Below are 13,503 nucleotides of genomic sequence, written 5' to 3'. Positions count from 1 at the left end.
AGATAAATTGTAGTTGAATATCATTTTACATACAGACAAACTATAAGTAAAATATATAGTTTAGATATTCATTATAACTAAATTAGATAGTATACTAATGGCAAGGGGGTGCTCTATGGATATTCACCATCTAAAATACTTTGTCGAGGTCGCACGTCAGAAAAATTTCAGTAAAGCAGCCAACATAAACCATATATCACAATCTGCAATTAGCAAAATGGTCAAAGACTTAGAGGTTGAATTAGGGGTTGCCTTGCTTAATCGCAATTCCAAATCGGTGCAACTAACAGATGCCGGTATTATCTTCTTTGAGAAAGCGCAGCAAGTAGTCTCCTTGTTTGATAACCTGACCAGTGAGTTTGAAAGCGAGTTCAAATTAGAAAAAGGGAAAATAGTTATCGGCCTGCCCCCTATCACCGAAGCTACCGTCTTTGCTCAATTACTTGGTGAATTTAGGAATAAATATCCACAAATTGATATTGAATTATACGAATATGGGTCCAAGAAAATAGAGCTGGCCATTCAAGAAGGCACCCTGGACTTTGGCATCATTTGCAGCGTACCTGATGTTACAGTCCACGAGTTTTTTTCACTTACCAATGATCCGCTCAACGTTATCATTAATGTCCAGCATCCACTAAGTGCCAACAGTGAACTTACTTTATCCGCTCTCGCAAATGAATCATTTGTCATTTACCGTGACGACTTTAGCCTGCATGACGAGATTATCAGTCACTGCAAGATTGCGGGGTTTCAGCCACGGATTATATTTGAAACCTCACAGCGAGACCTTATGGTTCAAACCGTAGTAGCCAACCTGGGTATTGCATTTCTAGCCAGCAAACTATGTTCAGAGCTTGATACTAAAGCAATTACAGCTATCCCGTTGGTTTGTCCGCAAATATGGCATAGATTATCTGTGATATGGAAAAAAGGGCGTCATTTATCGCATGCCGCCCAATTGTGGCTCAGCTTTGCCAAAAAGCATCTCCTGCAGTGAATAAGTGATAAAAAAACAGCCCTCACTAGAGGGCTGTTTTATATTTATTAACATATTCACCAAACATTTGTCTTAGAAATTCACCAACAGACTGTCCAATCAAGGCCTTTCCCTTGCTGTCGGGATGTAATCCATCGGTAGCATAGTAACCAGGCATAACCCCCTCAGCCGTCATAAATATTGGCGCAATATTTATATGGTAGGGTTGGGCTTTGACCCATTCGTTGACTTGCAGCCACTCATCCTGCCACTCTGGACTTGTATCCTCGTTAAAAGCACGTTTTATCAACGCCGGGTTTACAGGAGTAAGTGTCAGAAATACAGGGATAATCTTGTTATCCTGACACTTTTGCCTAATTTGGCTCAGGTTATCAATTACTTCTGACGCCGAGGTTCCGCCGCGAATATCATTAACTCCCCCCATGATCACAAGTATTTTAGGATTAAATGGCAATACATCATTGTCAAACCGCTCAGAGATAGAGCTGGTTGTATCACCACTCCGGCCTAAATTTTTTACCGGAAATCCTACAGAACTTGTCCAATCGTAGACCAGATCACTTGGTGGATTAGAAATCGCCCCACCACCATGGGTAACGCTGTCACCCAATGCGGCCACCACATTCCCCGCCAGTTGCACGGTAAAGGGTTGCGCCTCTGACCATTCTCCCAGCTGCTGCCCTTTGGCATCCAGAGCAACAACCCGCCACCAATATTTTCCTTCTGCTGTAAACGCGTCATTGTCATAACAATCAAATGACGACGAGCCCTTTATGACATAACTTTTTTTAAGGTTACCAGGATGAACTTGTCCGGAAAAGATCTGCACCTCATAGGCATCTGCATTCAGCACCGGTATCCAGGCATAGGTAGGATATAAAGGAAGCCTGGTTAAAGTATCTAAATGAGCGGTAATATAGGGTGATGTTGGATCAACCTCACCTGCTGTTAAATCCTTAGGTTCAGTAAACCGGGAAATCGGTTCCCGGTCTAAATTCAAGGCCCTGACCTGCCACCAAACTGACTTCCCCTTAGGAAAAAGCGCTGTGTCTAACTCAACACCGGGAGTATATATTTCCCTATAGAGAGTACTGTCTACAAGACTATCCTCGTTTTCCACCTGTTCTTGCTTATCCCTGAACACAATCTGATATGCTACTGCATCCGGGATTGCTTCCCATACTAACCGTACCTTTTTGCCATTGAACTCTCCGGAATGAGCTTGGGAAGTGCTAGGTCCGGAGATAGCTGATTGAAGAAAAGGGGACAATAGCACTAAAAACAACATAATAATAACGGTTTTGAATATAAAAACACCCTTCTGTCCAAAACCAGTATTATGCTGGCGTGACAGTCGGTTACGCTCTGAACGTGTCATTGGGATTACCTACCTTGCAATGTATTTCGATTTGATATGTATTACAGTCATACTTTAACACCTAGTCAATTATATGATAATGATTATCACATTTTAATGTTAATTTTAACAGACTGATTGATCCATGTCAAATTTAGAAGCACACGCACGAGCGCTATCCGGTTTATGTTACACGCGAAACCTCCTAACAGCTTCCTGAAGGTCTGTAGCCAAATGGGCAAGACTCTGGCTGGAGGAGGCGATCTCTTCCATAGTTGCCGACTGCTCCTCAGTAGCCGCAGATACTGTCTGGGCTTCTCCAGCCGCCTTTTTACTCAGGCTGTCGATTCGCGTCACCGAACTAACAATCTTTTGACTGCCAATAGTCATCTGATCAATAGCGACAGAGATTTCCTTCACTTGCTCCGACACTTGCGTGACCAATACCACGATTTCCTGAAAAGCTTGTCCAGCAGCATTGACCACTGCTGCTCCCAATTTGACTTCCCTGGTACCCGCGTCCATTGCCTGTACCGCTTTTTCGGTATCACCCTGAATCCCACCGATCAAGGATGATATCTGCTTAGTAGCTTCCTGGGATTGCTCAGCAAGCTTGCGTACTTCTTCTGCCACAACTGCGAAACCTCGTCCCTGTTCGCCCGCCCGTGCAGCCTCAATAGCCGCGTTGAGCGCTAATAAATTAGTTTGCCCGGCAATACCGGAGATGGTTGCAACAATCTGACCGATTTCCTTTGACCGTTCACCCAATTGAGCGACTACCTTGGCCGAACTATTGACAGTCTCTTCAATTTGATGCATTTGATGCACAGCTTTATTTACAGAGGTATTGCCCTCATCAGCTTTACTGGCAGCCTGCGCTGATTGCCCGGCTACCCCACTGGTCGTAGTCGCAACCTGCTGAATACTCGCCGACATTGTTTCAACCACCGCTGCGGCTTCAGTTGCTGCAGCCAGTTGTTCACCCGCCCCTGTTGCCACATCAGTAATGGAAATTGCAACTTGGTTGGCGGCTTGTGCCGATTGATCGGCACTGGCCGTCAACTCTTCACTCGAAGCAGCTAATTGCTCAGATTGAGAGTGTACCCTGGCGACAAGCTCGCGTAAGTTCTCCCGCATCTCCCGAAAGCCTTTGGCCAGTTGGCCAATCTCGTTTTCGGAGAAAATCTTAGCCTCACGCTCCCGTAAATCGCCCTGAGCTAGTAGCAGGCATTCGTCCCGAATCAGGGAAATAGGTCTGGCAATATATTTTGCGATCATGATAATACCTGCTGTCGCAATAAGTAAACACACAATTGAAATAATCAGCATGGTTCTCGCCAGGGTATTTGTTGCCCGGGTAGCTTCAGCCTCCGGGGCCGCCACCATCATTACCCAGCGTTGACCGCCAGGTAAAGCAACCGGCGTGGATACGCCGACCCTCTCCACATTGTCATTAAAGCGATATACCCCCCGGGCCTGTTTCCCTGAATGAGCAGCCTCCTTAAACAAGTTTATCAGACGATCATCAAGTTCAGTCTGCTCTAGCTTAAGTTCGGGATTTATTTTCTTCTCAGCCAGGTTTAGTGTACCTGCAAGTTCAGGGCGTTTGGGATGGGCGATAATCAGCCCTGAATCATCGCTAAGCTGACCATAGCCAGTATCCAGGAAATGTAGATCCCTAATCATGGATGACAATCTCTCCATTGAAAATGTTCCGACAAGTACACCGGTTAATTGACCATTATTCGTGACCGGTACAGCCAAGACAACGGCTAGCTTCCCGGTCGCCTTCGATACCAAGGGATCTGAAACAACGGATTTCTTTGTTGCAATAACCTTTTTAAAATAATCACGTTCACCATAGGAAGCTGCAGCGCCAGTACCGGAAATACCTGCTCCGTCCGGCAGAATAAAAATAACAGCATCAAAACTCTTAATTCGCTGTTGGAACTCCGCCAAGTCCCGGGCAATCTGAATCTTATCAGCCCCTGCACTAACGCCCTGAACACTAGCCAGGCCTTCCAGTTGAGAGATTAAGAGTTCTATGTCACCCTGCACACGATTAGCATAGTCAGTTCCCACCGCCATAGCCGTTTCGTCAATGCTCTCTGTTAATGATTTGTTTGAGAGATAATAGCTAACCCCGGCTAGCACGCTTAAGGATACTAATACCAGTGGCAACAAGATAAGCAGCAGGTGTGTCTGAATTTTTTTTATTTTCACTTCTGGAAGCTCCTTTTATTAATTTTCAAATATTGAGTAAGCACAGATAATAGCCCAAGCATATGTGCTTACAAATAAAAAAATCGTCATATGCCTGTTGCCAAGGCTGACGAATACTTCCGTTAGTTCAATAGCAACCTGGCAATCATAGAATGTACATTCATTAGACCCATGGCTTTGCGTCCTTACCTTTCAGCAAGTTTGCCAATATTCTTTTATTGAATGGAATCTCTCTTATTGCTTATCCCGCGTTTACTTCATCCAGTACCGTAACAACCTCAAATTTCCTTTCTCTGTCTAGGTCAATTAAATCACCACTTTCTAACTGAACCACAGGCCTTACCCGCAACAGCCCATTTAGCAATACTACTTTGGCCTTACTGCCATCATTTAACAACACCGAGCTGCCAAGTAAAAATCCACGGATGTGTGCCAAAAATACCAGACAGATGTGCGGATCAAGCTTATCATACATCTGGTCAAGAATATTCTCGACAACAGTAAAGGGTGGAATCTTTTTCCGGTAGACCCGTTCGGTACTCATTGCATCGTAAATATCGGCAATTGCTACAATTTTAGCATAGATATGGATGTTTCCCTGGGATGAGCCCAGGGGATAACCAGTGCCATCTTCCCGTTCATGATGCTGCAGTATTCCTAATTTTACTTCTTCCGCTATCTCTAGACAGTCGTCCAATAGATGATAACCGTGAGTAGGATGGGTTCTAATAATGGCCATCTCTTCCGGTGTAAGCTTTCCGGGTTTATCCAGTATGTCTTCAGGAATTAATACTTTACCAATATCGTGCAGCAACCCTGCTAATATGATATCTTTCAATCTCTGACCTGTAAATCCAATCCATTTGCCAATAATCCCAGCAATTATTGCTACATTGAGCGAGTGTTTAAACGTATATTCATTATGAGACTTAACATTATGCAAATCATCGATGACACCTACAATGTTGATAATAAGTTCAATATAGTTTTCAACCAGCTCTTTACACTCGGCAATTGGCACTTCTTTAAAAGCCCTGACTTTTTTAAAAGTTTTTTCTACTGACTCGAGGGTATCTTTATAGATGCTAAAAAACCCGCACTGTGAAGATAAGTTTTTATAGGGAAGCACTATGCTCACATTGATTACCCGCCAGTTGCTAAGACTCTCAATTAACTCCTCTGTAAGAAATATACCCCGTTCCAACAGTACTTGCCCTGTATCAGATATAACCGGTTGTGAAACTACCATGCCTGGCTTAAGCTCTTCTACCCGTAATAAGTGTTGGTTCGGAAACATCTGTTCCTCCGTTCAAATAAAATAGTACCTAACTTATATACAACAAGCCAGGTACTTAATTATTCCGAGTGAGTTTCAACCCGCCTATTGTAAATTCTCTTCTTATTTTGCACATATATGATAAAGTAGCTTTTTCATTAACAATCAAAATCCCGCATATTATTTCAAATTCATACATAATTCTACAATACTTTCTGTGCTAATACTAGTGGACTAGAGTACAAAAAAAACTGGTGACTGTTGTTACCGTACAACAACAGTAATTTTTCCTGCTTGATTTTCATCTATTTTCACCATTCTCTGCCTTTTGTAACTTCCAAATTTTCAAATACAATATCAGCAGCACCTTTGTTTCCATTTTATCCAACGACATCCCTAAAAAAGCCTCAATCCGTCTTTTTCGCCATATGACCGTATTGTGGTGTATAAAAAGCTTCTGTGACACCATCTTCAAATTCATATCTTCAAGTATCAATTCTAAAGTAAATAATAAGTTGCTCCCGCGAGCCTGGTCATATTCAGCAAGTCGTCCAATGGTATTTTGTACTAATGCACAGGTATTTTTATCATGGAGCAATTGAAAAGCAACCTCATAAATCCCAATATCATCACAGTGAACTGCCGATGCACAACAATTAATAGACGCTGCAACAACAACCGCCCTGTTCGCTTTTTCATAGATATCCCGAAAATCAATGGGAATTCCCGAAGCACCCGAAATACCGATTTTAGCACAAATATGCGGGAAGAGCTTTGTCATTTCACTAATCAGCTGGTTGGCGAATTCAATTTGACTTTGTTTACTGCCAATACCGGCTTCTGTCAGATTAATCAACAGGACAATATCATCACTGAATTTCCAGATCCATCCCATTTCTTTTTCTGCAAGCCAGACTAATACGGCTTGCTTTCCGGCAATCTTAGCACTTACAGTATCGGCAGGCGCCTCAGCGTTAACTACCGGTCTATGAGTCAATTGAATCACAAAACAACAATGCGCCACTTTCGTTTCAATGCCAAATTCATTAAGTGCCTTGGTTATATACTCTGATGAATAGGCATTAACCAACAACTTATTTAGATAAGCACTCCGGCTGTACAGGTGATTGGTAAAAATAAGATCTTTTCCGATTCTTTGAATGCGCGTCTCGATCTGCTTCTGTTCGGTTATATCCTGAGTCGTCCCGAATATTCTGGTAGTAAAGCCTTGTTCGTCCATAACAGATTCGCACCGGGACCATAGCCAGCCCACAGATCTATCTGGCCTAATAATTCTAAACTCTAATTCCACCTCCCCCTTCCGCTCTACCTGATTAGTCATATTTACTATGCTTAAGTCCTCCGGGTAGATCCGGCTTAGATAGAATTCCCTCGTCGGAATGAAAGACTGAGGAGCATAGCCAAAATTTCTATATTGTTGATCAGACCAGTAGAGCTCATTATTATTACTATCCCATTCGAAGTAACCCAGTTTGGCAATTTGCTGCGCCATTTTAAACTTGATTTGAGTCAGTGCCATTTCATCTTTAATTCTTTGGTCTTGCGTCATATCCCGCACTATTCCAAGTACGGTTTCCACTTCCCCCTTACAATTACACTCCGGTAGATATGTAACATGATAATACCGCGTGCCGCTATGTAGTTGAAAAAACACTTTACCGGGTGTAGCCAAAACCCGCTTAAAATACTGTTCACATTTTTCACAATTTGTTGGCTCAAACCCTAATTCCCGGAAATTTTCGCCGAGAGGTTGATTTGGTAGCATGCCTAGATGCAGGTCATTATACAGGATACTCACAACATAGCCTGTACAATCCCAACGGGCCACTAGAATAGGCATGTTATCACCATTGTATTCTGCACGGTTATCTGGCATCCTCTTGTTCTCCCAAAAGCAATTTTGACAATGTCGAAATGGGACACACCATTTGCACTAACTTAATTACCGTTTTCTATCATTACTCTATACCACGGGTAAAAATACTGGGTGCTCCGCCAGTATGCCAAAAAAGCACTTTTTCTGAGGGCTTAATAATGCCTTGGTCAATATACTGGAGGCAAGCAGCCATTGTTTTGGACGTATAGGAATAATCAAGCAGGATCGCCTCTGTTTGGGCTAAGAGTTTTAAAGCAGTAATGCCTTCTTGCGTGGGAATACCATAACCGTCACCAATATAAGCGTCAGAAATTAGAATATCCTCCAGGTTGACTTTGATGCCAACACCTAACACAGATAAGGTTTCCTTTATGCATTGGTCAACCTTATCTCTAATTTGAACCGCGGGTAGCCACGGGGAAATCCCTACTATCCGCGTTGTATCAGCAAACATATGCTTACCGATCAACAGCCCGCTCATAGTTCCCCCTGAGCCAGCAGCAACAAACAACCAGTCAAATACAATTTCTTGATTTTGCCTTTTAAGTTCTTTATAAGCCTCGACATAGGCAGCAGAGCCAATACCGTTTGAGCCACCAACAGGGATACTATAGGGGGTGTGCCCGTCCCGTCTGAGCTTCTCAGCCTGTTGATGTACGGCGTCATTCATTTCTTCCTGCGTTTTTGCACCGGTAAAGATCATTTGGACATTCATAAGTCGGTTCAGTAAGTAATTAGCGGTAGGGATCTCTGGTTCTTCCCCACCCAAAACAAGCACAGGTTTCAGCCCGGATTTGATCGCTAATGCCGCTGTTGCCCTGGCATGGTTTGACTGAGGACCACCAGACGTTAGCACTACGTCAGCACTGTGATTGTGTGCATCTCTTAAGAGATTTAGGAGCTTCCTCTGCTTATTTCCTGAGGTCAGAATATCACCATTACAATCGTCCCGCTTAATCCAGATCTCGCGACCAGCCACTTGACTAAATCTAGCCAGATATTCCAAGGGTGTTGCAAACATAGGGTTCCTCCTTACCTTTTTATGTTAATTGCCTTGCTACAAATAGTAGCATTGATTTATTATTCTGTAAAAGTAATACAAAGCCCTGCATAGCTCTCGGGTTACTTGGTGTAACTGCATAGTAATAGATTAAACCATTCTAAAATAGGAAAAAACCAGCACTCGCCTTAGTGCTGGTTTCCACTGTTCAGCTATTTATCCGCCAAGGCGGTAATAGCTTGGTAACAATTAAAGCAATCTTGCTGACTCAAGCCACTAACTCTCCTTTTCCAATGCATTTATTGACCTCAATCAGACACAATTTATACTCTAGTTAGCTTAATTTCCAGAAAAAAGTTCCAATAACTGTTTGGTGTAGACGTGACGCTCTGGTGCAAACAGGTCTTTTCCCTCACATAAATCAACCATTTGACCGTACTGCATAACCAGCATTTGTTGACTCATAAAATTAACGGTACTAAGATCATGCGAAATAAAGAGATAAGACAACCCGCTGCTTTTCACCGCCACTTAGCTCGCAGGGGTAACGCTACAAACAGCCTGCAGATAAATGAACTTTCTCCAAAGTTTAACTGCTAGTTCCCGTTCGCCAACACCTATTTGTCCTAAAAAACTCGGACAACTTTTCTTCTGACAGCAAATTATTACCATAAAGAGGATTCTCTCAGAGAAAACTCCCAAGACACAACCACCGTCCCCTCGTCTTCACAAATGACTCCCCGATTAATCGGAGAGTCATTTGGATTTATAGATAAAGAGTGGGCGTACTTGCAGCTGTTCTAGTTATACGTTTAGTTTAATAGAAGAACTCAAATTTCGTCATGTAGGTTTTGCCCAGATCACCGGAAGCCAGGTTTGTCAGGTTTCTATTCTTAATATTCAAGTCTTGTCCCTCAATGGTCCAGATTATGTTTTTACTTATTGTGCTTTGCAGCGCCACGAACAGGCCTTTAATATTATCACTCCCTTTAGCAACGGTTGAGTAGGGATCCCCGCCATAACTGACTGCCTGGGCATCAAAGCCGCCGGCACCGTTCGGAATGGCACCGGCATCAATGCTGCGATAGGACACCGACCAGCCAAAATCCCCTACTTTCTTAGCATCTACAAGGAGCTTGCCCCCGTAAAAAACGGGCGGCATCTTAGTAGCGTTGGTAAGTTCCACCGCCCAGCCTTTCGGGTTGTCAGGAAGACCGGTGGCCGCATGCTTAAGGCTTGTAGACAGATAATCACCGATCAACATGACATTGCCCAATTTAGCGTCAAAGCCGAGATTCCAGCCGGTGGCTTGCGTAAATATCGTCGCAGCAGTAGTGGTAGTACCAAAGATGCCGGTGTTGGTGTTGCCGGTACCGCTGAGATTACCTGTACCGGGGTTATCAGACCAGTAATAACCAGCCTTCCAGCCCACTGAATCGCCTGTTTTTCCCGAGAACTGAGCGGTGGTGACAGTGTTCGCATCGCCACTGTCACCTGTACCGGTGCCTTGATTGGTATTCCCCCTGACATTATTCACTGAACCGGTAAATAAGATATCGCCCAAGTTCTTATCGACACGAACGCCGTCCACGCCGATTGCCTTACTAAACAAGCCATGGCTAAAACTATCATACGGGAAACGACCGATCCGGACTTTATCCAGGCCGAGAACGTTATTAGCATTAACAGCTAAGATGTCAAAAGAAGCATTACTTCCGTCATTACCATTATTGTAATTGCCGGCTTTACCGGTGGCCGATAACCGGGCGATCCAGGAAACATCATCATTAATAGTTCCCTGTAATTTGACGCGTTGTCGGAAATCAAAGCTGTCCGATCCGTGCAGCTTTGTTCCGCCTGCTTTGGGGTCATTTCCCAAATAGCGGAGCCTTGTTTCGCCACTAACCCAGGTGTTGGTCTTACTTTCCACTTTGGCCATCCGTGCGCCCAAACGGTTAAGTTCGGTAGCAAATTCAATCGACAGTTTATCAATCAGTTGCTTGTTGGCGTCATCGGCTTTATCAAACTTATCCATTGCTTTGGTAACAATAATTGCGAACTCATACCGGCTTAACGTCTTGTCACCCTGGAAGGATTTGTCGGTATAGCCGTCGACCAGCCCGGCTTTAGCTAGTTTCGCCACGGCATCATAGGCCCAGTGATTGGCGGCAACATCACTGAAAGATTGGATCGTAGCCGCATAAACGGTAGTGGGCAACACCGGTGTGCCTGTCATTACGACGGACATTAAAGCTAAAGGTACAACCGTCAGCCACTTTTTTGTCTGTTTCATATCATTACCCTCTTTCAATCGTTAATTATAGCGACCGTATTTTTCCACCGCATCAAAGAACACTTTCACATTCTCATGTCTGGCGTTCATTGGCAGCGTGCAACCAGAGGAATAAATCAGCCCTTCGCCATTGCGGAATGTAGTGAGTAACTTCTTGCAATACTCATCCATCTCACTGGGCGAGGCCACTGTAAACAGTGCCGGGGCTACGTCTCCCTTAATCGAGCAGTGACCTCTCAGGATTTCGTATGCTTTAAATATGTTGGTCGTACTATCAAGCTCCAGCACAAATTTCCCTTGCGGCAATTCCAGAAAATATTCCAGATTCTCAGTCCAGTCGGAGTCAAAATGGAGTATGGGTACAATATTTCTTTCGGCCAACCGGTTGATAATATCTTTCAAATAGGGCCAGGCAAACCGTTCAAAATTTTTCTTGGCGATAAACTGCCCGCTGCATCTGACGCCACCGTAGAATACCCGGTTAATTCCGGTTGCCTCCACCCCTTTTACGGCTGCGTCAACTGCTGCATCATTGCAGGTCCACATTAACTGCTCCAGTTGACTGCCTATTTGGTACATATCTTTAAAAAATTTTTCGATAGACCGCATCATCGAAAAAGCATCAAAGGGTGTAAGACCGGCCCACGAGGCCCAGGTTGCGCTTTGACCGCGGCGCTGCGTGGCCTCCAGTTCAGCCTGGCGCAGCCTTGCCAGTTCTTGTAATCCGGCCAGTACTTCTTCCCGGGTTTTGTTATGGGCCCGTTCCAGGAATGTCATCCGATATTCCATAAACCCTTTTTCTGCTAATAATGTATAGTCGTCGCGGGTTAATGCCTCAATTTCAATCATCTGGTACTGGGCATTGTCAGGCAGGTCCACGCCCGGGTATTTGCACCGCATGGAGCCGACCACCTTTGCCACCGGACCGTAGCGCAGTTGCTGCATATAGGCGTTGCTATCCCAAATAGGATATGCTTCCTTGACTTTATCGATAGCCGCCATGCACTTATCCCAGTCCCAGAGAAATTCCCTGTTAGTAATCCCGGCGTATTGCCCGGCATATTGTTCGATCAGCGGCGCACAACATACCCGGTCCACCGGCTGAAGATTGATTGATGCAACAATTCGTTCTTCCGCAGTCATAGTGTCTTTAGCCATTTTATCTCTCCTCCGATATTTCTTAGCTAGTTTTACCAGATCGCCTCGACAAACCTGATCAAGCTTTATTCTGAGATTACCTGTAGTAATTGCCCTCCCCCTACAGGCTTGAGGCTGTATTTGACAGCTGGGTTGACAGACTGGTAATCTCTTCAATAGTGGCATTTACTTCCTGGATGGCTGCCGAGGTTTCTTCGACCACCGCGAGCGTAGCCTGGGAGTCATGCGCGGTCTCATTCATTGATTTTTCAATTTTCAAAGTCAGATCTTTGATTTGCTTAACCGTTTGTTTGGACTCTTCCGACAGCTTGCGAATTTCTTCTGCCACAACGCCAAACCCTCTACCGGCATCGCCAACCCGGGCAGCCTCAATGGCCGCATTCAGACCCAGCATTTTCGTTTCATCGGCAATCGTTTTGATAAACGCCATAACCTGGTTGATTTGTTCCAATTGCCCTTTTACCAGATCAATTTCCTGATGAAGATGGTTCTGATTACTGCATATATCATTCGTTGCCGCAGCAATCTGCTGCATGGAGGCAGCTACACCTGTTAACCCCTGTTCCAGTGACCGGGCAAACTCTTTAAGATCATTTGCCAATTTGCGGGGCAATACCAGGACGAAGGTTCCCATCACCTCACCGGTTGCTTCATCAAGCAGCGGGGTAGCGGCAGAAAGGACCGGGAAACCATAGAGCGACGAATCGACCTCTTGAATGACCAATTTCTTTTGTTTGATGGCTTGCGCAGAAACGCTGCCGTCGCGGTTTGGTGTGCCAACCTGGATTTGCTCCATGTCGAATTTCTTAGACCCCTGCCTTTTGACGCAACAATCCTTATTGGTCACACACAAAAATCCACCCTCTGATAATTGCTCGGTCAGAACCGGCGCGAAAAAATCGAACGCCTGAACAATCTTATGCTGCTGGGGTACAGCCAACCCCCAGGTGCCGATTACCTTGGTATCACTGTCATCCCAGACCGGTATGCCCAGGGCCCGGATTCTGATACCCAGGCCATATACGCCGCCGTCCAGGTTACGAACGACGATTTTCCCGGTCTGGATAGTCTCGTCGGTGAGGGTGCCTTTCCTGTTCGGTGTACCCGGCTCTGTACCCGGGATATCAAATCTGTCTGCCGATTTAAAAGTTACTTTGTCAAGATCTGAAGTAAGGAAACAGGCTCCCTCGGCAAAAGAATGGCTGATGATTTGAAAAAATGCTCGCAAACACTCCAAATCTCTGGCATGCATCCGCAAATTATTCAATTCCATTTTTTGTGATCCTTTCATAATCTATT

9 protein-coding genes and 1 riboswitch are annotated in these 13,503 nt (G+C 44.6%); of the genes, 1 reads left to right on the top strand and 8 read right to left on the bottom strand.

The genetic code is table 11. From position 1 onward, the window contains the following. The first annotated feature begins 115 nt into the window (after positions 1–115). Complete coding sequence (locus tag VN379_RS05235; RefSeq protein WP_325531517.1) at positions 116–1,000, top strand: LysR family transcriptional regulator; 885 nt, start codon at positions 116–118, stop codon at positions 998–1,000. 25 nt (positions 1,001–1,025) lie between these two features. Here VN379_RS05235 and VN379_RS05230 read toward each other — a convergent pair whose 3' ends face one another. The 8 genes from VN379_RS05230 to VN379_RS05195 all read right to left on the bottom strand — a co-directional run bounded on the left by VN379_RS05230 (position 1,026) and on the right by VN379_RS05195 (position 13,495). After that, entirely contained in the window at positions 1,026–2,378 is a 1,353-nt protein-coding gene (locus tag VN379_RS05230) for a GDSL-type esterase/lipase family protein (RefSeq protein WP_325531515.1), read from the bottom strand. A 168-nt stretch (positions 2,379–2,546) separates the two neighbouring features. Further along, on the bottom strand, positions 2,547–4,580 hold the full coding sequence (locus VN379_RS05225; RefSeq protein WP_325531513.1) for a methyl-accepting chemotaxis protein: 2,034 nt from the start codon (positions 4,578–4,580) through the stop codon (positions 2,547–2,549). Positions 4,581–4,709: 129 nt separating this feature from the next. Next, positions 4,710–4,796: riboswitch (cyclic di-GMP riboswitch) on the bottom strand. A 25-nt stretch (positions 4,797–4,821) separates the two neighbouring features. Next, positions 4,822–5,877, bottom strand: a complete 1,056-nt coding sequence (locus VN379_RS05220; RefSeq protein WP_325531511.1) for an HD-GYP domain-containing protein — start codon at positions 5,875–5,877, stop codon at positions 4,822–4,824. 280 nt (positions 5,878–6,157) lie between these two features. Further along, complete coding sequence (locus VN379_RS05215) at positions 6,158–7,753, bottom strand: PAS domain-containing protein (RefSeq protein WP_325531509.1); 1,596 nt, start codon at positions 7,751–7,753, stop codon at positions 6,158–6,160. Positions 7,754–7,835: 82 nt separating this feature from the next. Then, on the bottom strand, positions 7,836–8,774 hold the full coding sequence (locus tag VN379_RS05210) for a D-cysteine desulfhydrase family protein (protein WP_325531507.1): 939 nt from the start codon (positions 8,772–8,774) through the stop codon (positions 7,836–7,838). A gap of 796 nt (positions 8,775–9,570) precedes the next feature. Then, a complete protein-coding gene (locus tag VN379_RS05205) occupies positions 9,571–11,046 on the bottom strand; it encodes an S-layer homology domain-containing protein (protein ID WP_325531505.1) in 1,476 nt (491 codons plus the stop codon). Positions 11,047–11,067: 21 nt separating this feature from the next. Next, positions 11,068–12,204: a uroporphyrinogen decarboxylase family protein gene (locus VN379_RS05200; protein WP_325531503.1), complete on the bottom strand. Its 1,137-nt coding sequence runs from the start codon at positions 12,202–12,204 to the stop codon at positions 11,068–11,070. 100 nt (positions 12,205–12,304) lie between these two features. Further along, on the bottom strand, positions 12,305–13,495 hold the full coding sequence (locus VN379_RS05195; RefSeq protein WP_325531501.1) for a methyl-accepting chemotaxis protein: 1,191 nt from the start codon (positions 13,493–13,495) through the stop codon (positions 12,305–12,307). Between the last annotated feature and the right edge of the window lie 8 nt (positions 13,496–13,503).

This window comes from Sporomusa sp., from assembly GCF_035561255.1.
Taxonomy (GTDB): domain Bacteria; phylum Bacillota; class Negativicutes; order Sporomusales; family Sporomusaceae; genus Sporomusa.
The sequence above is the reverse complement of the archived record's forward strand: the minus strand, read 5'-3'. Positions and strand labels throughout refer to the sequence as shown.

Bases quoted from the DNA above. Each gene is read 5' to 3' on its own strand.
- VN379_RS05235 (WP_325531517.1), top strand. From the start codon at position 116: ATGGATATTCACCATCTAAAATACTTTGTCGAGGTCGCACGTCAGAAA.
- VN379_RS05210 (WP_325531507.1), bottom strand. From the start codon at position 8,774: ATGTTTGCAACACCCTTGGAATATCTGGCTAGATTTAGTCAAGTGGCT.
- VN379_RS05220 (WP_325531511.1), bottom strand. From the start codon at position 5,877: ATGTTTCCGAACCAACACTTATTACGGGTAGAAGAGCTTAAGCCAGGC.
- VN379_RS05205 (WP_325531505.1), bottom strand. From the start codon at position 11,046: ATGAAACAGACAAAAAAGTGGCTGACGGTTGTACCTTTAGCTTTAATG.
- VN379_RS05230 (WP_325531515.1), bottom strand. From the start codon at position 2,378: ATGACACGTTCAGAGCGTAACCGACTGTCACGCCAGCATAATACTGGT.
- VN379_RS05200 (WP_325531503.1), bottom strand. From the start codon at position 12,204: ATGGCTAAAGACACTATGACTGCGGAAGAACGAATTGTTGCATCAATC.
- VN379_RS05195 (WP_325531501.1), bottom strand. From the start codon at position 13,495: ATGAAAGGATCACAAAAAATGGAATTGAATAATTTGCGGATGCATGCC.
- VN379_RS05215 (WP_325531509.1), bottom strand. From the start codon at position 7,753: ATGCCAGATAACCGTGCAGAATACAATGGTGATAACATGCCTATTCTA.